This window comes from Methylobacterium sp. 1973, assembly GCF_040545035.1.
Lineage (GTDB): Bacteria > Pseudomonadota > Alphaproteobacteria > Rhizobiales > Beijerinckiaceae > Methylobacterium > Methylobacterium fujisawaense.
On the sequence record NZ_JBEPLA010000002.1, the window covers coordinates 524816 to 544634 of the forward strand.

General features: G+C 72.6%; 12 protein-coding genes. 5 read left to right on the plus strand and 7 right to left on the minus strand.

From position 1 onward, the window contains the following. Window positions 1-88: 88 nt before the first annotated feature. Window positions 89-730 (minus strand): hypothetical protein, encoded by a 642-nt coding sequence (locus tag ABIC70_RS06530; RefSeq protein WP_043347422.1) that lies wholly within the window; start codon window positions 728-730, stop codon window positions 89-91. After that, a complete protein-coding gene (locus tag ABIC70_RS06535) occupies window positions 727-1986 on the minus strand; it encodes a hypothetical protein (protein WP_043347420.1) in 1260 nt (419 codons plus the stop codon). Before ABIC70_RS06535 ends, ABIC70_RS06530 begins: the two co-directional genes overlap by 4 nt. A gap of 314 nt (window positions 1987-2300) precedes the next feature. Between ABIC70_RS06535 and ABIC70_RS06540 the strand changes: the two genes are divergently transcribed. Both ABIC70_RS06540 and ABIC70_RS06545 read left to right on the plus strand, forming a co-directional pair. Further along, window positions 2301-4145 (plus strand): cation:proton antiporter domain-containing protein, encoded by a 1845-nt coding sequence (locus tag ABIC70_RS06540; RefSeq protein WP_043347418.1) that lies wholly within the window; start codon window positions 2301-2303, stop codon window positions 4143-4145. A 715-nt stretch (window positions 4146-4860) separates the two neighbouring features. After that, on the plus strand, window positions 4861-5835 hold the full coding sequence (locus ABIC70_RS06545; RefSeq protein ID WP_182592256.1) for a helix-turn-helix domain-containing protein: 975 nt from the start codon (window positions 4861-4863) through the stop codon (window positions 5833-5835). Window positions 5836-5867: 32 nt separating this feature from the next. On the opposite strand, the gene ABIC70_RS06550 is transcribed toward ABIC70_RS06545, so the two are convergent. Next, a complete protein-coding gene (locus ABIC70_RS06550; protein WP_043347415.1) occupies window positions 5868-6275 on the minus strand; it encodes a hypothetical protein in 408 nt (135 codons plus the stop codon). Window positions 6276-6610: 335 nt separating this feature from the next. Between ABIC70_RS06550 and ABIC70_RS06555 the strand changes: the two genes are divergently transcribed. Further along, window positions 6611-7786 carry a vWA domain-containing protein gene (locus ABIC70_RS06555; RefSeq protein WP_354439226.1) on the plus strand — a complete coding sequence of 392 codons (1176 nt, stop codon included), beginning with the start codon at window positions 6611-6613 and terminating at the stop codon, window positions 7784-7786. 214 nt (window positions 7787-8000) lie between these two features. On the opposite strand, the gene ABIC70_RS06560 is transcribed toward ABIC70_RS06555, so the two are convergent. After that, complete coding sequence (locus ABIC70_RS06560; RefSeq protein ID WP_043347410.1) at window positions 8001-8321, minus strand: 2Fe-2S iron-sulfur cluster-binding protein; 321 nt, start codon at window positions 8319-8321, stop codon at window positions 8001-8003. A gap of 134 nt (window positions 8322-8455) precedes the next feature. Continuing rightward, the gene (locus tag ABIC70_RS06565) at window positions 8456-8776 is read right to left on the minus strand and encodes an Hpt domain-containing protein (protein ID WP_075380151.1); all 321 of its coding nucleotides are present in this window, start codon (window positions 8774-8776) and stop codon (window positions 8456-8458) included. A gap of 290 nt (window positions 8777-9066) precedes the next feature. Here ABIC70_RS06565 and ABIC70_RS06570 point away from each other — a divergent pair, with 290 nt between their 5' ends. After that, window positions 9067-16557 carry an apolipoprotein A-IV repeat region-like domain-containing protein gene (locus ABIC70_RS06570; RefSeq protein WP_354439227.1) on the plus strand — a complete coding sequence of 2497 codons (7491 nt, stop codon included), beginning with the start codon at window positions 9067-9069 and terminating at the stop codon, window positions 16555-16557. Between the two features lie 216 nt (window positions 16558-16773). Here the strand turns inward: ABIC70_RS06570 and ABIC70_RS06575 are convergent, their stop codons facing one another. Continuing rightward, window positions 16774-17214, minus strand: a complete 441-nt coding sequence (locus ABIC70_RS06575; RefSeq protein WP_053608474.1) for a DUF1489 family protein — start codon at window positions 17212-17214, stop codon at window positions 16774-16776. A 148-nt stretch (window positions 17215-17362) separates the two neighbouring features. Next, window positions 17363-18478 (minus strand): hypothetical protein, encoded by a 1116-nt coding sequence (locus ABIC70_RS06580; RefSeq protein WP_354439228.1) that lies wholly within the window; start codon window positions 18476-18478, stop codon window positions 17363-17365. A 137-nt stretch (window positions 18479-18615) separates the two neighbouring features. Between ABIC70_RS06580 and ABIC70_RS06585 the strand changes: the two genes are divergently transcribed. Next, on the plus strand, window positions 18616-19791 hold the full coding sequence (locus tag ABIC70_RS06585) for an MFS transporter (protein ID WP_354439230.1): 1176 nt from the start codon (window positions 18616-18618) through the stop codon (window positions 19789-19791). Window positions 19792-19819: the final 28 nt, after the last annotated feature.

Here is a 19819-nt window from a genome sequence, read left to right on the forward strand (position 1 = left end):
GGCCGGATGGAGGCCTCTTCCGAGACCTCCGCTGCGCTCCGGCACCTCAGGATGAGGGTGGAGATCCGAGCTCAACCTCGGGACCTGGTCAGCCCTTCTCGTGCCAGACGCAGTTCCGGGCCAGGATCTCCAGGTTCACGTCCGACTTCTGCGGCTGCGGCAGGGTCTTGCCGTCCATGGCGAGGTCGATCTTGATCTCGACCTGCCCCTTCGCCTCGGCCGTGCGGCGGGAGAAGTAGCAATATTGCTGGTAGGGCTGGTCGGCGCTGTCCTTGAAGTTCCAGCCGGTCACGATCTGCCCGTCGAGATAGGGCACCTGCTTGAACACCGTGAAGGTGGTGTTCACCGTCGCCTTCGAGGCCGGGGCCGCGTCGCTGCCGAGCTGCGCCTTGGTGGGGGTCGGCGACGCGGATGCCTTGGGCAGGCCTTCGAGCTTCAAGACGTTGTCGGTCAGCGTGACCTCGCCCTTGGTCTTCAGGGTCACGTCCGAGAGGGCGGCCTGCATGGCGGCGGCGATCTTCTCCGCCGCGGTGTCGAACTGGTTGAGCGTCGCCCAGCCATAGGCCGCCGCCCCGATGCCGATCCCGGCGAGGCACGCGAAGGCGCCGAAACCCAGCGCCCGGAACAGGAAGGCCCGGGCGGCGACGTAGCTCGAATCCGCCCGCAGGCGGGAATTCACCTGCTGGGCGAGGGCGATGTTCTCGGGGGTCCCGCTCGCGACGTAGTTCATGCGCCGGCTCCAGCGGCAGGGAGGGTCTGGCCCGGATGGGCCTGGTTGGGCAGCGCCTGCTGGCCTTGCGCCGGGCGGTTCATCGGGATCACTGCCCCCGAGGCGTTGGCGGCCCGCGGCAGGATCGGCTCAGGGTTCGAACGCAGGGCGTCGGCGATCGCGTCGAGCATGTACGGCGCCGCTTCCGGGTTCACGGCGGCGCCGAGGTCGTCCTCGTCCATGAAGGTCCGGCGGGTCGAGACCGCGCAGAGGGCCAGGATCGTCGACGCGAAGGCGGCGCAGACCGCGGGCAGGAATACGAAGATCCGCAGGAAGGCGTGGACCTGGCTCTCGGTCACGTCGATCGGGTCGACGCCGTAGACCATGGCGGTGAAGGAATGGAGCTGCGAGCGGTTGACCGCGTTGCGGTAACCCTGCTCGGCATCGGCCACGCGCCGGTCGGCGGCGCCGGGATCGAGGGCGGCGCGGGCCTTGCGGGCCTCCTCCAGGTCCTTGATCATCCCGGCGCGGTCGGCGGACGCCTTGGCGACACCCTGCGACAGGGCGGCGACCCGCGGATCGGCCACGCATTTCAGGTTCTGGTACTTCCGGCCCTTGCTGTTGGTGCCGAAGACCCGCTCGCAGCGCTGGGCCGGCAGGCCGGCGAGCTGCTGGGCGTTGTCGGCGGAGCGCTTCTCGATCTGGTCGAGTTCGGCCGTGTACTGGGCCACGCGTTCGTCCGCCGCCTTGATGCGGTCGCCGATCGTGGCACGGTCGGCCTGGGCGTCCTTCAGGGCCGTCTTGGTCCGGGCCGCCTCCATCAGGCGGGGATGGAACATCATCTCGCCGAGCTGCGACACCGACTTGGTGGTCACGCCCGCCGCGAAGATGATGCCCAGCACCGCCAGCCCGCGCACGAAATGCGAGCGCTGGGTGCGCGCCAGGATGCCCAGCGGCACCCGGCACAGCTCCACCGCGGCGTAGACCAGGGGCGCCAGCAGCATGAAGTAGAAGGCGTGCCAGTCGCCGTCGCTGTAGACGCCGGCGAACAGCCACGCGCCCCAGAGCGAGGCGCCGATCACCATGAACTCGACGAGGTACGCGATTGCCACGTAGCCCCACTTGATGCGGTAGCCCTTCTCGACGTGGCGCTGGTGGCGCCAGCGGTCCGACTCGAGCTTCCACTCGCGCTTCTCGCGCTCGCGATCGCGGCTGGGGGGCGCTGTCGGACCGGAGAATATCGATTTGATGGAGATCATCGGCCTCGTCGCATCCATCCGGTCCAGTTCCGGGCAGGGCCCGGCCGAGCTTAACCCCCGGTTAACTCAGGCGTGTATGCGCCCATTGTGCCGATTTTGAGCCGCGTTGCACACACCCGCCGTACACATCCACCGGGTGATCGCCCGCAGCATCGCCCCGGTGGCGGAAATGTCTCACCCGATCGATGTATCCGGCTTGTGTCGGAGCGCACCTGCGCCGGCCCGTTCCCGGCCTGAAAGCGGTTGCCCGCAGCACGGCGACGACCCATGATCGCGAAGCCGTGATCGGCGTCCCCCCGCAGCCCCGAGAGACGAGGTTCGATCCGCCGCCGATGCCAGAGGTCCATGCCGGCTCCTACAAGGAAGCGATCCTGTTCCTCGTCACAGCGGGCATCGTGGTGCCGCTGTTCCACCGCCTGCGGATCTCGCCGGTGCTCGGCTTCATCGGCGCCGGCGCCCTGCTCGGACCCTTCGGCCTCGGCCGGCTGGCCGACACCTATCCCTCCGTGCACCTCTTCACCATCGGCAACCGGGCCGAGATCGCGCACCTCGCCGAATTCGGCGTGATCTTCCTGATGTTCATGATCGGGATCGAGCTGTCCTGGGAGCGCCTGCGGGTGCTGCGCCGGCTGGTCTTCGGCCTCGGCTCCCTGCAGGTGGGCTGCTCCGCGCTGATCCTCGGGGCGATCCTGTACGGGCTCGGCGTGCCGCTCACCGGCGCGGCGATCGTCGGCATCGGCCTCGCCCTGTCCTCCACCGCCGTGGTGCTGCCGGTGCTGGCCGAGCAGAAGCGGCTGAACGCGCCCACCGGCCGCACCAGCTTCGCGGTCCTGCTGTTCCAGGATCTGGCGGTGGCGCCGGTCCTGTTCGCCATCGCGGTGCTCGGCCGCGACGACGGCGGCGACAAGGGCTGGGCGCTGGCCATGGCGCTCGGGCAGGCGGCGATCGCGCTGGTCCTGATCGTGGTCGCCGGCCGCCTCGCCCTGCGCCCGCTGTTCCAGCTGGTGGCGCGCACGCGCTCCACCGAGCTGTTCATGGCCGCCTGCCTGCTGGTCATCGTCGGCACGGCGCTGACCGCGGCGGCGAGCGGCCTGTCGATGACGCTCGGCGCCTTCGTGGCCGGCCTTCTGCTGGCCGAGACCGAGTACCGCCGGGCGATCGAGGCGACGATCGACCCGTTCAAGGGCCTCCTGCTCGGCGTGTTCTTCGTCTCGGTGGGCATGAACCTGGACCCGGCCCAGCTCATGGCGAGCCCCGGCGCGATCCTCGGATTGTCCCTGGCGCTGGTCCTGATCAAGGCCGCCGTGGTGATGATGGCGGCTCCGGTCCTGAAGATCCCCCGGCCCGTGGCGCTGGAGACGGCGCTGCTGCTCGGGCCGGGCGGCGAGTTCGCCTACGTGCTGATCGGCGGCGCCATGGCCACCGGGCTCGTGCCGGAGGAGGTCGGCGCGGCCGCCCTCGTGGTGACCACCGTCACCATGATCATGATCCCGGCGCTCGCCGCCGTCGGCCGCCGGCTCAAGATGCGGGCGACGGCCAGCGCCCAGGCCGCCGCCAAGGCCGAGCCGGTGCCGGAGCGGGTGGACAACCGGGTGATCGTCGCGGGCTTCGGCCGCGTCGGCCGGCAGGTCGGTGAGATGCTGGAGCGGCACCAGATCCCGTACCTCGCCCTCGATTCCGACGCCGCGCGGGTGGCCGAGCAGCGCCGCGCCGGGGCGCCGGTCTATTTCGGCGACAGCGGCAGCACCGAGATGCTGCGCCGCTGCGACATCGCCACGGCCCGGGCCCTGGTCGTCACCCTGGACAACCCGCGCGCCGTCGAGGCGGCGGTGGTGGCGGCCCGGGCCGAGCGGCCGGACCTGACCATCGTGGCCCGGGCCCGCGACGCCCGCCACGCGTCGTCCCTCTACGAACTCGGCGTCGACGACGCGGTGCCGGAGACGATCGAGGCCTCCCTGCAGCTCTCGGAGGCCGTGCTGGTCGATGTCGGCGTGCCGATGGGGCTCGTCATCGCGTCGATCCACGAGCGGCGGGACGAGTACCGGACCCTGCTGAAGAAGCGCGAGAACGAGGCGAAGCCGATCTTCCGTGCCCGCCGCACGGTGGGCAAGGCTCTGGGCAAGCCGCCGGCCAAGCGCGAGCCCGAGCGCCAGGAGGCGGCCGGCCAGGAGGCGTGACAGGAGGCGTGAGCCGCAGCCCTGCCGAACCAGCGGGGCGCCGCCGCGGTAGCGCGTCCGCTGTCCGTCTGCGGAACCGGAGAGCGTGCCGATTCCGCCGCCCGACCAAGGGCAGGATCACGACTGCCTGGCTGTCCCAGGCCCGGTTGCGGGTCCTGCCGCGTCCAACGCCGGCCGCTTCCCAGCTTCAGCCAAGTCGTGCTGCGGCGGCGGCCGGCAGGCGCAGGAGACGTCGAAATCTTTCGACGCGATTGATTCGAACAGAAAGCGGCGCCAAATTTTTTTCGCGTGAAGTCTGTAGTGCGTGCTGCTAGGGGTCGCGTGTTCAAATACGATATTACGGAATATTTGCCTAAGTAGTTCTTTGTTTGGCTGAAATCGATTCGATCTCTGCGAATTTTGTCTTCGCCCGCAGGTGCCTCTGAGGGCGCGGTGCGATTGCAGGTGAGATTGGCTCAAGATTTCGCCCTGTAGGATTGCGGCATTCGACCGGTGCGCGTCTGATGCGAGGTGAAGCCCGTGATGGCTAAAAGCGGTCTCCTGATGTTCTGCGCGTCACGTAACGTTCAACCGGCGGCGCAAGACCGGCTCGCCATCCGGGTCTTCCCGCCGATCCGTGCGTGCGGCGTCGAGCGAGGTCGCGATGTATGAGGGGGACGGCCGATTTCCGCGGGTCGGCGGTGATCGGGACATATCAGAATACGCGACCGTGCGGATGAACACGGACGCGGTGCCGCTCCAGACACGTTTCGATTACTGGGTTGAGGCATGCCGAACCATGTTCGGCAGTTTCGAGTTCGTGGATCTGGAGCGAAAGAACTTTCGCGCCGCGTTGAACACTCTGACCGTCGACAACCTCACGATCGCGCACTACGTCGGATCGCCCCACGCCATGGTCCGGACGCGGTCTCACATCCGATCGTCCGATAACGATTTCTATCTCGTCATCCTGGCGTCGGAGCGGACCTTCAATCTGGATCACGGCCAATACCATCGATCCAGTGCCGGCGGGATCTCGCTCCTGGACAACACCCAGCCCTTCCTGGGTGCCCATCCTGAAGGCTTGGACATCATCAATGTCTTCATCCCGCGGGCGGTGCTGGAGCTGGCAATGGGGCCGGCCCGGTGCCTGACGGGATTGTCGATCGACGCGACGCAGACCAGCTTTCCTATCATCGTCTCGTACCTGTCCGCGCTGATCAAGCATGGCGCGACCCTCGATCCGGCCTGCCAGGCGCGCGTGGCTGCGATTGCCGTTCAACTCATCGCGGCCGGCTTTGCGGAGAAAGTGGAGTCCGACGCGCCCCGGTCCCTGGGCGGCGCCGCGATCCTGAGCCGGGCGCGGGCTTTCATCATCGACCATATCGGCGTCGAGGGCCTGTCGATCAACGATGTCGCGGCCGCGCTCAATATCTCGGTCCGCCGGCTTCAGGAGGTGGCCAGCGCGGAGAACATCGCACTGATGGATTGGATGTGGGAGCGCCGTCTGCAATTGGCGCACGCGAAGCTGGCCGATCCGGTCAACGGCGTCGTGCCGGTCGGCCTGATCGCGTATCAATGCGGGTTCGCCAGCCAGGCGCACTTCTCCCGCCGCTTCAAGGAGCGCTTCGGGCAGACGCCGACGGAGTACAAGGTCGCGTCCGGACTCACGCGGGCGGCACGCGCCGCCGCGGCGGCCGGCATGGCCTGAAGCGGGCCGGTGCGCGCAAGCCGCCGATGCCGTCAGATCAGGGCGGGCTGCGCGTCCTCGTGCTTGGGCCGCCGCGTCACGCGGCTGCGCGGCGCCGGCTCGAACCCGTCGGCGAAGCTGCACCGGTAGACCAGCTCGTCCGCCGGCCCGAGGCCGGTGACCAGGGGCACCGTCACGGTGTCGCCGGAGAAGCGCCAGCCGCGGGCGCCCTTGTCCCAATAGAGCCAGACCGTGCCGGGATAGCCGCGCAGGGTGAAGACCGCCGCCTTGCGCGACAGGGCCTGCACCGCCCGAGGGGCATACATGCCCTTGTCGCGATACGCGTCCCGGGTCGCCTCCGGCTGGCGATCCATGAAGGTGTTGCGCACCAGCTGAATCGTCGCCCCCGGCTTCCCGAGAAACCGCTTGAATTCCGTCAGATTCCGCAGGATGACCGCCATCGCAGGTCTCCTCGCCAGTCCGGTCCGGACCGCGTCGCCGCGTCCGCACACACTCGATGCCCCGAGTTGAGCGATTCCCATGACCGATTGAGTGACCGGGCGAGGCTTGTCCGGGCACATATCAACAGATTCGACAACTTATACCCAGGTTATGAGTCCCATCGGCCCGGAGAGACTCGCTTCGGCCCGAGATCCGGCCGCGTCGACGGCGATGAATCTTGTCGACCATCGCCGAAGACTCGAAATCCGGCCCAGAAAGTCCTGCGCCGCCCGGCGCGGCCTTGGCCGATTCGCGCGGGCTTGACCCGGGCGCCCGGCTGGCGCGTTCTCCCGGGATGCTGCTGCAGTTCTTCACGGCCCTCCGGGACGCCAAGGTCCCCGTCTCCCTGAAGGAGTACCTCATCCTGCTCGGCGCCCTGGACCGGGGCCTCGCCGGGCACGATGTCGAGGCGTTCTACTTCCTGTCGCGGACGGCGCTCGTGAAGGACGAGGCGCATCTCGACCGGTTCGACAGGGTGTTCGGCACGGTGTTCAAGGGGCTTCAGACCCTCGGCGAGGCGGTCGAGCCCGCGGCGATCCCCGAGGAGTGGCTGCGCAAGCTCACCGAGAAGTACCTGACCGAGGCCGAGAAGGCGGAGTTGAAGGCGCTCGGCTGGGACACGCTGTTCGAGACCCTGAAGCAGCGGCTCGCCGAGCAGAAGGGGCGCCACCAGGGCGGCTCGAAATGGATCGGCACCAGCGGGACGTCGCCCTTCGGCGCCTACGGCTACAACCCCGAGGGGATCCGGATCGGCCAGGACGGGAACCGCAACTTCCGGGCGGTGAAGGTCTGGGACAAGCGGGAATTCAAGGATCTCGACGACGACCGCGAGATCGGCGCGCGCAACCTACGCCTCGCCCTCCGGCGCCTGCGCCGCTTCGCCCGGACGGGGGCGGCCGAGGAACTCGACCTCGACGGTACGATCCGGGCGAGCGCCCGCCAGGGCTATATCGACGTGAAGCTGCGGCCGGAGCGGCGCAACGCCGTGAAGGTGCTGCTGTTCCTCGATGTCGGCGGCTCGATGGACTGGCACATCGAGCAGGCGGAGGCGCTGTTCTCGGCGGCGCGCTCGGAGTTCAAGCACCTCGCGCATTACTACTTCCACAACTGCCCCTACGAGGCGGTCTGGACCGAGAACCGGCGGCGGCACGAGGCGCAGACGCCGCTGCTCGACGTGATCCGCACCTATGGCAGCGACTACCGGCTCGTCTTCGTGGGCGACGCCTCGATGAGCCCCTACGAGATCGCGACGCCGGGCGGCTCGGTGGAGCACTGGAACGCGGAGGCCGGCGCCGTCTGGATGCAGCGGCTCCTCGACCATTTCCCGAAGGCGGCGTGGCTGAACCCGGTGCCCGAGACGCACTGGGGCTACACCCAGTCGATCGGCATGATGCAGCGGCTGATCGCCGGCCGGATGTTCCCCCTCACCCTGGACGGGCTCGACGCGGCGGCCCGGGCGCTGGTGCGGTGAGGCTCGGTATGCCCCGGCTTCGTCGCGCCGATCCGCGGCCTCATCCTGAGGTGCCCGCGTCTGCGGGCCTAGAAGGCGGGCGCGAGGGATCGCGGCGCTGACTGGAGGGCTCCTGCGAGGCCTCCGTTGCGCTCCGGCGCCTCAGGATGAGGGTGCGGGGATCGGGACGCTCCGCGACATCGTGGCCCGGCCGGCTCCGCGATCGGAGGGCCTGTCAGCCCTGCTGGGACGGCGTCGTCACCACGAGTCCATCGAGCGCCGGGGTGATCTTGATCTGGCAGGACAGGCGGGAATTCTCGCGGACGTCGCTGGCGAAGTCGAGCATGTCCTGCTCCATGTCCTGGGCCTTGCCAACCACCTCGATCCACGCGTCGGCGACGTAGACGTGGCAGGTGGCGCAGGCGCAGGCGCCGCCGCACTCCGCGTCGATGCCCGGCACGTTGTTGCGCAGAGCCGTCTCCATCACGGTCGCGCCGACGCTGCCTTCGACGGTCCGCTCCGTCCCGGCGTGGTCGACGTAGGTGATCTTGGGCATGCTGGGGGCTCCGGGCTCGCGTCGAGCGCACTCTGTCCGACGGGCGGCGTGCCTGCTTGGCGGCTGGAAACGCGGAATGCAAGCGCGGCATTAGACACCGGTCCCGGATCGATCGCCGCATTGCGGCGACCCCGTCAGGCCCGGGCCTCCGCGATCTCCGCCAGCGCTTGCGCGACCGCGTCCGCGAGGTCGTCGACCGGCACGGGCCCGGTGCCGTCCCGTAGGCGCGCCTCCGCGGCATCCGCCAGGGCCCGCACGCGCACGGCCCCGACGCCGGCGGCCGAGCCCTTCAGGGTATGGGCGAGGTCGGCGCGCGTGTCCCGCGGCACGGCCGGGTCGGCGAGGCGCGGCAGGATCGACCGGCACTGGCCGGCGAACAGATCCAGGACCTCACGGGCCAGATCGGCGTCGCCACCGGTCTGGGCGTCCAGTTCCGCGGGGTCGATGGCCTGCATGCTCGGGCTCCCGGCATCCGGATTCGTCGGGGATTGCGGATCTGATCCACACAATTCACCCCCTGATTCGCCGGGTGGGGATCGCGCCGGACCCCTCCCCTGCGGCAGGATGGTGGACGCGGTGAGCGACGGGCGCGGTAACCATTCGGTTAACGTTTTCTGGGGCCAGTCGAGGGCTCGGGTATCGGCAGTCGCTGCCTGAGTTTAGTCTTGTAATGGTAAACGGGGCGTTGCGTCTCCGGCATCAGCCTTCCCCAAGGCGTCGGTGAACCCGTGTAACGAGGCGTTGAATGGCGACCGAGAAGAAGCTGAAGGACCCGGCCGAGGCCGCGCTCTCTGCGATCGAGCAGGCGCTGAACCTCGACGCCCTGACGCCGAACGGCACCGATGGCCGCGCCGAGCCACGCCTGCCCGATGTAGGTGACGCCGAGCCGCTCCTCGACGGCGGCCTCGATGCCGCTGGGCGGACCATGCCGCCGCGCCTCGATCTCGACCCGCCGCTCGCCTCCGACCTGCCGCCGCCGGGCCTGGACCGCCCGCGCCGCGAGGGCGGGCTCCTGCCCCCCGACCGCTCGCTGGTGGCCAACGACGACCGGCGCAACATCGGCATCCTGCAGCAGACCCTGCGGGTGCGCTCCTCGCCCAAGCCCTACCTGCTCGCGCTCGCCGCCGGCGCCGTCTGGATCGGCGCCCTGGTGCTGATCGCATGGTCGAAGTCCGAGGGCGACCTGCGCGCCGTCGTGTCGGGGCTCTCTGCCCTGCAGGCGAGCGTCGGCGCCGCCGCCCTGTTCGGCCCGGTGGTGCTGTTCGTGATCGCCGCCATGCTCGCGGTGCGGGCCCAGGAGATGCGCCTTGTCGCCCGTGCGGTCGGCGAGGTCGCGGTGCGTCTGGCCGAGCCCGAGAGCTTCTCCACCGACGCCGTCCTGACCATGTCGCAGACGGTGCGCCGCGAGGTGGCGGCGGTGGGCGACGGCGTCGAGCGGGCGCTCGCCCGGGCCGGCGAGCTGGAGACCCTGGTCCGCGGCGAGATCGCCACGCTGGAGCGGGCCTATTCCGACAACGAGATCCGCATCCGCTCCCTCGTGGACGAGCTGGTGGCCCAGCGCGAGGCGATCGTCACCAACGCCGACCGGGTGCGCAGCGCCATTGCCGGCTCCCACCAGAGCCTGAGCCAGGATCTGGAAGGCGCCTCGGACCGGATCGTGTCGGCCGTGACCGGCGCGGGCGAGCGGGTGACCGGCGCCCTGGAGACCCGCGGCGCCGCGATCACCGCCTCCCTGGGCGAGGCCGGCGACCGGGTGGTCAACCTCATGACCGCCCGCGGCAGCGACCTCGTCGACACCCTCGCGGCCACCAGCCAGGAGGTGCGCGGCGCCATCCAGGAGGTCGGCGAGACCCTGACCCGCAGCTTCGAGGATCGCGCCGGCGCGGCGACCGGCGCCTTCCAGGCCGCCGGCACCACCCTGGCCGATCGCCTGTCCGAGAATGCCGGCGCCCTCACCCGGACCCTGGAGGAGACCGGCAGCCGCGTCAGCGACGCGCTGGAGCGCCAGGCCGGCACCGTGCGCGAGAGCTTCGAGCGATCCGTGACGGGGCTGGAATCCGTCTTCCTGTCCCGGGGCTCGGAGCTGACCGAGCGCTTCGGCGCGATGGGCGCCGACATCACCGCCCGCTTCGCCGAGACCGGCTCGGCCCTCACCCAGGACATCGCCGGCCGCGGCCTCGCGCTGCGCGCCGAGATCGAGAGCGCCGGCCTGTCGGTCGCCGAGACGATCGAGGGCCGCGGGCGCGATGCCCAGGCTGCCCTGGCGCTGGCGGCCAGCGGCGCCGGTGAGACCCTGACGGCCCGTGCCGGCGCCGTGCGCGACGACCTCGTCGGCACCGCCGAGCGGATCGCCGAAGGGCTGTCGGAGCGCGGAAGCGCCCTCGCCGAGCGGATGGACGGCATCGCGGCGCGCCTCGACGAGACCGTGACGGTCCGGGCCGCGGACCTGGAGCACCGGGTCGCCGCCGCGGCCGAGCAGGCCGGCGGCAGCATCGCGCACCGGACCGAGACGGTGGCGGCGCGCCTGGAGGCCGCCTTCGCGGCCCTGGGCCAGGGCTTCGAGGCGGGGGCCTCCTCGGCGGTCCAATCCCTGCGGGGCACCGTCGAGAGCCTGTCGGGCGAGATCGACGGCCGCACCGCCGAGGCGGTCGCGGCGCTCCAGCGCGGGGCCGAGGCGGCCACCAGCGCCCTGCGCGGCACGACCGACGAGGCCACCGGCGCGGTCGAGGCCCGGACTTTGGAGGCCGTGCGGGTGTTCGAGCGCCGGGTCGCGGATTCCGCCACCACCCTGTCGGCGCGCACCGAGGAGGCCGCCGCGGCGCTGCGCGCCGCCGCCGATCAGGCCGGCCAGGCCGCCGAGACGCAGACGCGGGATGCCGCCGCCCGGCTCACCGCGGCCCTGGAGACCCTGCGCACCGCCTCCGGCGAGGTCACCGGCGCCGTGGAGGCCGAGACCGCGATCCTCACCGCCCGGTTCCGCGACGCCGCCGACCGCGCCGGCACGGAACTCGGCGAGCGCGGCACGGCCGCCGTCTCGGCCGTCCGCGCCGCCCTCGACGACCTCAACCGCGAACTCGCCGCCCGGACCGGCGACGCCACCGGCAGCCTCGCCGAGGCCGCCCGCGCCATCTCGGCCGACCTCGCCGCCCGGATCGGCGAGATGGAAGCGGCCTTCGGCGCGCATGGCCGCGGCGTCGCCGAGCTGCTCGCCAGCCATGCCGACGAGACCCAGGCCCGGATCAGCGGCACCGGCCGCGACATCGTGCTCGCCGTGGCGAGCCAGGGCGCCCGCATCGCCGACACCCTCAGCCAGACCGGTGCGAGCTTCGCCGAGACCGCCGACGGCCGGGTCCGGGCGATCGACGAGACGCTGGGCAGCCGCCTCGCCGCCCTGCAGGAGACCATCGCCCGCGGCGACATCCTGGCCGACCGGATCGGCCGTGACACCGCCGCCCTCGGCGAGACCGTCGGCGCCCGTCTGGAGGAGATGGACCGGCTCCTCACCGGCAAGGGCGAGGCCGTGGCCGAGACGATCACGGCCCGGGCCCGCGAGGCCGGCAGCCTGATCGAGACCCATCTCGGGGGCCTGGAGACGCGCTCCGCGGAGCGGGCCGCCGCGATCGCCGCCACCGTGGCCGACCTCGTCGGCCAGATCGACGGTCATCTCGGAAGCCGCACCAGCGCGGCGGACGAGGCGCTGCGCGCCCGGACCGACGAGATGGCGCGGGTCATGGCCGAGGGCCATCGCGGCCTGATGGAGATGCTGGAGGGCCGCACCAACGGCCTCGGCCAGGACATCGCCCGGCACACGGGCGAGATCGCTCGCCGGATCGAGGAGAGCGCCGGCCATTTCGACACCGGCGTCATCGGCCGCCTGCAGGCGATCGCCGAGACCCTGGACGAGCGTGCCCGCCTCGTGGACGAGAGCTTCGGCGTGCAGGCCTTCGAGGCGATCCGCCTCATCGAGGCGCGCACCCGCGCGGTGGACGAGGAGCTGGCCGGCCGGACCCGCGACCTCGTGGCGATGATCGCCGACCGGACCGGCGGCCTCGACGGCGCCATGGCCGAGCGCGTCCGCGCCCTCACCGGCACCATCGAGGAGGCCACCCGCGGCCTCGAGTCCGCGCTGGCGAACCGTGCGGAGTCGATGGTCCGGCTGGTGGACGAGCGCACCGAGAGCGCCGACGCGGCTTTGACCGCCCGCACCGAGGCCGTGCACGCCGCCTTCGCCGAGCGCGCCGACCTCCTCGGCCGTCTCATCGACGAGCGCATCGCCGCCATGTCGGGCGAGCTCGACGAGAAGGGCCGCGCCGTGTTCGGGGCGATCGGCGGCCGGATCACCGAGCTGGCCCGTCTGCTCGACCGCGGCGGCACCTCCCTCGCCGAGCTGATCGACCAGCGCGGCGACAGCGTGCTCGCCAAGCTCCAGCAGACCATCGCGGATGCCGAGCGGATGCTCGATGCCGGCGAGGGCCGCCTGGGCCACACCCTGTCGAGCCGCACCGCCGACATCAGCGGCCTGCTCGACGAGGGCGTGCGCTCGGTCCACACCCTGCTGGACGACCGGACCAACCAGATCCGCGTCATGCTGGACGACCACGCCGGCACCCTGGCCGCCACCCTCGACGGCCGCATGGGCCCGATCCACGCCGCGCTGGACGGCCGCGGGCAGGCGCTGGTCACCGCCCTGGAGGGCGCGTTCGGCTCCGCCAGCGGCGCCCTGGACGAACGGACCCGCCAGCTCGGCAGCCTGTTCGACGAGCGGCTCGGCCATCTCGAGAGCCTGGTCGACGGCCGCGGCAACCGCCTCGCCGACACCCTCACTGCCCGGGCCCAGGCCCTGCGCACCCTGTTCGAGGAGGCCCAGGCGGCCCTCGACGGCGTGGTCGAGGGCGGCGGCGGCCGCTTCGCTGCCACGGTCGATGCCCGCATCCAATCCCTGCGCGCGGTGCTGGAGGAGGCGCCCGCCGCCGTCTCGGCGCTGGTCGAGACCCGCGAGCGCCAGCTCGCCGCCACCCTCGACGCGCGCACGCAGCGCCTGCAGACCCTCTTCGAGGAGGCTCAGGCCGGCCTGCGCGACCTCGTGGACGGACGCGGCCAGGACGTCGCCGACGCCATCGCGGCCCGGACCGAGGGCCTGCGCGCGACCCTCGACGCGGCACCCGCCCAGATGGCGGACCTGCTGGATTCCCGCCTCTCGGACCTTCAGGGCCTGTTCGAGCGGGCGCAGGGCGAGATCGACCGCCTCGTGGACAACCGCGGCCGCCAGATCGCCGGGACCATCGAGCACCGCACCCAGGCGCTCCAGGCGACCATCGAGGGGGTGAACCCGGCCATCGCCGGCCTGCTCGAGGAGCGCGAGAACCGGCTCGCCGAGACCCTCAAGGAGCGGACGGGCGAGCTGCAGACCCTGTTCGATCGGGTGCAGAACCGCCTCGGCGCGCTGGTCGAGGGCACCGGCCGCGACGTGTCCGAGCGCGTCGACGCGCGCATCGAGACCCTGCGGTCGACCTTCGAGCAGGCCCGCGCGTCGATCGAGGGGCTTCTGGAGGACCGCAGCCAGGCCCTGGTGGCGGCGGCCGAGGGCCGTACCGGCGCCCTCGTGGAGGTCTTCGACACCCGGCTGCGGGATCTCGACGGCGTCGTCGAAGGTCGCACCGGCGCCCTGGTTCAGACCTTCGACGCCCGGCTGCGCGACCTCGACGGCGTCGTCCGAGGCCGTACCGGCGCTCTGGTCGAGACCTTCGACACCCGGCTGCGCGATTTCGACGGCGTCGTCGAGGGTCGTACCGGCGCCCTGGTCGAGGCCTTCGACACCCGGCTGCGGGATCTCGACGGCATCGTCGAGGGCCGCACCGCGGCCCTGGCGCAGGCCGTGGAGGCGCAGAGCGAGGCCCTGGCCCGTGGCGTCGACGCCCGTGCCGATGCCTTCACCCAGCGCATCGACAGCCGCATGCGGCTGTTCGCGACCCTGGTGGCGCAGCGCGCCGACACCCTGGCCACCGCCTTCGACGACCGCCACGAGGCCTTCGCGGGCCTGATGGACGAGCGCACGGCGTCCCTGGTCGCCGCCCTCGACGAGCGGGCGCGGGCCCATGCCGAGCAGGTCGACGCCCACAACGCGGCGCTGGCCGAGACCCTCAGCCGCCGCGAGGCCGCGCTCGCCGGCCTGATCGACGCCCGCACCGAGGCCCTCGGGGCCGGGTTCGAGCGCCGTGCCACGGCGCTCGGCGCCCTGGTGGATGCCCGCGGCGAAGCCCTGTCCCGCCGCCTCGCCGAGAGCGCCGAGACCCTGGTGCGCGCCATCGAGGAGCGCGGCGGCGCGCTCGTCGCCAGCGTCGAGGGCAGCGGCCGCGCGGTCGGCGACAGCCTGGAGGGCCATGTCGAGCGCCTGCGCGGCGCCATCGACGGGCCGATGATGGACCTGTCCCGGGCGCTCGCGGACCGGGCCGAGGCGATCGAGCGGGCGCTCGCCGAGACCGGCGTGCCCCTGGCCGAGAGCCTGCGGGCGCGGACCGAGGAACTGGCCGTGCAGTCGCGGGCCTCGGCCGAGCTGCTGCGCGCCGCCGTCGAGGACGGCGCGGGCCGCACCCTCTCGGAGCTGTTCGAGACCAACGACCGGATGGGTCGCGAACTCGGCAGCCTGCTGCAGCGGATCGAGGCCGCCAACACCGCGCTCACCGACCTCGTGGCCGGGGCCGACACCAACCTCGGTGCGATCGAGCGGGGTCTCGCCGGCCGGATCGAGCAGGTCCAGGGGGCCCTGGAGCGCATCGCCGCCGAGACCGGTCGTGCCAGCGCCGGCGTCTCGGCCCAGGTCGAGGCCCTGCGCGGCGCCGCCGACGGGGCGCTCAGCGAGGCCTCGCGCCTCGCCGAGACCCTCGACGGCCGCGGCCGCTCCCTCGGCGAGCAGACCGCCGCGCACGTGGCGGCCCTCGACCGGGCCGCGGCCTCCCTGGCGGCCATCGAGGAACGCCTGGACTCGGCCCTGTCGGGCCGCGAGACCAAGCTCACCGAGGCGCTGGCCACCTTCGAGGCCCGGGCCGCCGCCCTGGAGCAGAACGGCAACGCCCTGGCGCAGACCATCGAGCAGACCCTGCGCGCCGCCGAGGAGCGGGCCCGCAGCGTCGGCGAGTCCCTGGCCCAGTCGGCCCAGGGCGCCGGGGCCTCGGTGACGAGCGCCTTCGCCGACCTGAAGGACAGCGCCAGCGCCGAGGGCGAGAAGGCCGCCCAGGGCGTCCGGCAGGTCATCGAGGAGGCGGCCCGCGAGATGCGCAGCGGCTTCCAGGAGGCCCAGGCCAGCTTCGGCGATTCCTTCTCGGCTCTGCGCGAGATGGCGGGCTCGATCCGCGGCGAACTCGACGCGACCCGCGCCGAACTCGCCAAGGGCGTCCTCGAGCTGCCGCGCGAGACGCAGGATGCCACCGGCGAGATGCGCCGGGTGGTGGCGGACCAGATCAAGGCGCTCAACGAGCTGTCGTCCCTGGTCTCCCGCTCCGGTCGCTCGGTCGACGTCGCCCAGCCGCAGGCCCAGCCCCAGCGCCGGGTCGCGGAAGGCGGGGGCCGCGCCGTCGCGGCCGCGTCCGCCGCGGCCCCCGCGGCCGCGTCCGCCGCGGCCCCCGCGGCCGCGCCTTCGGCCGCACCGGCGGCCTCCGCCGCCCCGGCGCTCCCGGCCCCCGCGGCGGCGCCGCGCGCCGCCCCGGCCCGGATCGAGGCGCCCCGCCCCTCCGCGACCGCCCGCCCGGCACAGGCCGGCGACAAGCGCGGCTGGCTGTCCGACCTGCTGACCCGCGCCTCGCTGGACGACGACGAGGAGGAGGTGCCCGCTGCCGACGCGCCGGCGCCCGCACAGCCGGCCCGCCGGCCCGCGGTGGCGGCCGCCGAGACCGGGCGGATCGCCCTCGACACGATCTCGACCGACATCGCCAAGATGATCGAGCATCGGACCGCGGTCGACCTGTGGGAGCGGTACCGTCGGGGCGAGCCGAACCTGTTCGACCCGCGGATCTACACGCCGCAGGGCCGGGCGACCTTCGCGGAGATCCAGCGCCGGTACCGGTCGGATGCGGAGTTCCGCCGCAGCGTCGACCGCTACGTCAGCGAGTTTGAGCGCCTGCTCGGCGACGTGGTCAAGAACGACAGCGACGCCAAGCGCACCGATGCCTACCTGACCTCCGAGACCGGCAAGGTCTACACGATGCTGGCCCATGCCAGCGGGCGCTTCGACGGGGCGTAGGACGGATCCCGCCGGGGCCGAGATGGCTCCGGCGGGTTCGCAGGCCGGGGTGAGAGCTGTCCCACCCTCCCCCTCACCTGAGGGGCCTGCGGCAGCAGGCCTCGCGGGGATGCAGGGATCGCGGCGCCGTCTGGAGGGCTTCCTTCGCGGCCACCGCCGTGCGCCGGCGCCTCAGGAGGGCCTGCGGGGGACTGAGCGGTGGGGGGCGCTACATCCTCACAGCAGGCCGAGGCCGACCAGCTCGCGCCTCAGGGCCTCGGGCATCTCGGCGAGGTCCCCCGACGCCTCGGCGCCGAGGTCGGCCGGCGCGTCGCGCGCCGTGAGGTAGCGCCAGCCCTGGAAGGGCCGGCAGGGCCGGGGCGCCACCGGGACGAGGCGCGGATCGAAGACCAACCGGCAGCGCGGGATGCCGTCCTCGCCGGTCAGCGGTTCGATCGCGGTGATCGCCTGCCGGCAGGACAGAGTCCCCCGGATCACCCAGTAGATCGAGCCGCGCCCGGTGATCTCCCGGTGACGCTTGGGCAGGGTGCGGGTGACGTGGAACGGGGCCGCGGGCCGGCCGTCCCGGAGGGCCTCCTCCCGGAACCGGGCCTGCCGGGCCTCGAGGTCGGCGATGGTGGCGGGGCCGACACAGAGCTTGATCAGGTGCAGGGCCACGGACGTGCTTGCTCGGGATTGCCGGGGGCGGCCCTGATAGCAGGGTCCGCGTCGGGACGCGCCTGCCGAACCGCCTCAGGCGGATGCGGCGGCGCGGTCTTCCGTGCGCGCGGATGGCCGGGGCCGCGTCGGCCTCGCTCGGAAGCCGTCAGGCGAACAGGGCGAGCCGCTGCTCCGGCGTCAGCGCCGCGATCTCGGCGAAGCTCAGGGCCGGATCCTCCGGCGGCATGGCCGGCTCGGGGGCCGCCGCGACGGCCTCGCCCCAGGCCAGATCGGCCATATCCGCTCCGAGCCAGTCGTGGGGCTCCGGCGCGGCGTCGGGCTCCGGCGCGGCCTCGGCGAAGGTGCCGGTGTCAGGGGGCGAGACAGTCTCGGGCTCGTCGGCAAACCCGGGAACGGTGTCCAGGTCGGCCACCCTGTCGATCTCTTCGACCGGCGCCGCGACAGCCTCCGGCTCGGAATCCGCGACCCGCTCCGGTGCTTCCGCATCCGGCTCGGCCTCCGCCGAGACCGGGAGGAACACCAGATCCTCGTGGAGCGCCGGGCTGCCGGGGCGCGCCACGAGGGCGGCCACCGTGATGGCCGGTACGTCCATGGCGATGTAGCGGTCGACGTCGCTCTGGTTCAGATCGGCCGGCTCGCCGGCCGGCCGCGCGCTCCGGTGGGGCGGAACCCGCACCGCGTCCTCGCCCCAGATGGCGATCATCGCGGAGACCCGGTCCTCCAGGTAGCGCAGGGTGTAGACGATCCGGGCGGTGCGCTGCGCGGTCAGGTCCTGGAAGGAGCAGGCGGTGTAGATCGCGGTGGCGTGGCGGTCGAGGGCGTCGCAGGCCTGCGCGTCGGCCCCATGCTCGCGGAGGGTCCAGGCCGCCTCCTGGATCGACTCGGCGGCGCTGAGGATGTCGGAGGTGGCCTGCTCGGTCTCGCGCACGATGGCGTCGAGGGCGAGCGACGCCTGCGTCAGCCGGGTCTCGTCGCTGTTCGGGGCGTTGAGCGCCGCGATCTCGCCCTTGGTCCGGCTGATCGCGTCGGCCATGTCGAGAAGGTTGCCGCGCAGGTGGCCGAAAGCCTCCTGCCCGCGGTCGGCGGTGACGCTCCGCTCCAGCCGTGCGATCGCTCCGAGCAGCACCTCGGTTTCGGGGCCCCGGTTGCGCCGGGCGTATTCGGCGAGGAACCAGCGGCCGCGCTCGCTGGCGCTGATCGTCGCCTCAATCGCCTCGTACTCGGCCGACGCATGCGCGCTCGGAGTCACGGAACCGAACATGGGCCTCTCTGGACGCTGGCGGCGGGCGCGGTAGCGGCCCGCCCAGGTGCGCGCCAATCCCCGGGAATTTGACAGACTCCCTTTAACGGGCGCTTACGGACGGCCTACGCCCCCCGCCCCTCCCGTCGAGACCCGCCTTGCCCCGCCCGTCCGGCCCGGCGCGCCTGTCGCTGCTCTACGCCGTGGTGTTCACCGAGATCGGCATCGCGATGCCGTTCATGCCCCTGTGGCTCGACGCCCTGGGCCTCGATGCAAGGGTGATCGGCCTCCTGCTCGCGCTGCCGATCGCCACGCGGATCGCCGCCACGGCCCCGCTCATGAGCCTGCTCGACCGGGGCCTGGGCCCGCGCCGGCTGATCCTGCTCGGCAGCCTCGCGCTCAGCCTGACCTACGCGCTGATGCCCGCCGCAGCCGGGATCGCCTGGCCGTGGCTCGCCGCGCTCATCGTGCTCAACGCGGTCGCCGGCGCGCCCCTCGTGCCCTGCATCGACTACCTGACGCTCGCGGCCGTGCGCGGGGATTCCCGCCTCGCCTATTCGCGGATCCGGATGGCGGGCTCCATCGCGTTCCTGCTGGCGAACCTCGCGGGCGGGGTCCTGCTCTCGGTGCTCGGCGGGCGGCTCGCCGTGCCGCTGCTGCTGACCGGCCTCGCCCTCGGCGCGGCGCTGGTGGCGTGGCGCAGCCGCGCGGTGGCGGCCCTGCCGCCGTCCGCGGCGGGAGCCGGCCGGCCGCGGCTGCCGCTGAAGCTGTGGCTGTGCATCGGCGCGGCGGCCGCGATCCAGGCGAGCCACGGGGCGATCTACGGGTTCGGCAGCATCTACTGGACCAGCCAGGGGATCCCGGCAGCCTGGGTCGGCTCGCTCTGGGCGACCGGGGTGCTCGCCGAGATCGCCCTGTTCGCCGCCCTGCCCGCCCTGCCCGCCGCCTGCCGCAGCCCGGTGCGGCTCCTCGGCGCCGGGGCCGTCGCGGCGATCCTGCGGGCGGTCGGCATGTTCCTCCTCGGCGACCATCTCGCCGCGCTGGTGCCGCTGCAATGCCTCCACGGCCTGACCTTCGGGGCGACGCAGCTCGGCGCCATGGCGGCGGTCTCGGCCTACGCCCCGGACGGCGCCCGGGGCCGGGCGCAGGGCACGCTCAGCGCGGTCAATGCCGGGATCTCGGTGGTCGCGACCCTGGGCAGCGGCGTCGCCTACCGGGCCGGCGGCCCCCTCGCCTTCCTGCTCATGGCGCCGCTCGCCGCCGCGGGCCTGGGGCTCGCCCTGGCCTCACGCCGCGCTTCAGGGGTGAGGTTGGAGACGGATCGTCAACCGTAATGTCGTCATAACCGCCGGGCAGGGTGGT

Bases quoted from the DNA above. Each gene is read 5' to 3' on its own strand.
- ABIC70_RS06530 (WP_043347422.1), bottom strand. From the start codon at position 730: ATGAACTACGTCGCGAGCGGGACCCCCGAGAACATCGCCCTCGCCCAG.
- ABIC70_RS06535 (WP_043347420.1), bottom strand. From the start codon at position 1,986: ATGGATGCGACGAGGCCGATGATCTCCATCAAATCGATATTCTCCGGT.
- ABIC70_RS06540 (WP_043347418.1), top strand. From the start codon at position 2,301: ATGCCAGAGGTCCATGCCGGCTCCTACAAGGAAGCGATCCTGTTCCTC.
- ABIC70_RS06545 (WP_182592256.1), top strand. From the start codon at position 4,861: ATGAACACGGACGCGGTGCCGCTCCAGACACGTTTCGATTACTGGGTT.
- ABIC70_RS06550 (WP_043347415.1), bottom strand. From the start codon at position 6,275: ATGGCGGTCATCCTGCGGAATCTGACGGAATTCAAGCGGTTTCTCGGG.
- ABIC70_RS06555 (WP_354439226.1), top strand. From the start codon at position 6,611: ATGCTGCTGCAGTTCTTCACGGCCCTCCGGGACGCCAAGGTCCCCGTC.
- ABIC70_RS06560 (WP_043347410.1), bottom strand. From the start codon at position 8,321: ATGCCCAAGATCACCTACGTCGACCACGCCGGGACGGAGCGGACCGTC.
- ABIC70_RS06565 (WP_075380151.1), bottom strand. From the start codon at position 8,776: ATGCAGGCCATCGACCCCGCGGAACTGGACGCCCAGACCGGTGGCGAC.
- ABIC70_RS06570 (WP_354439227.1), top strand. From the start codon at position 9,067: ATGGCGACCGAGAAGAAGCTGAAGGACCCGGCCGAGGCCGCGCTCTCT.
- ABIC70_RS06580 (WP_354439228.1), bottom strand. From the start codon at position 18,478: ATGTTCGGTTCCGTGACTCCGAGCGCGCATGCGTCGGCCGAGTACGAG.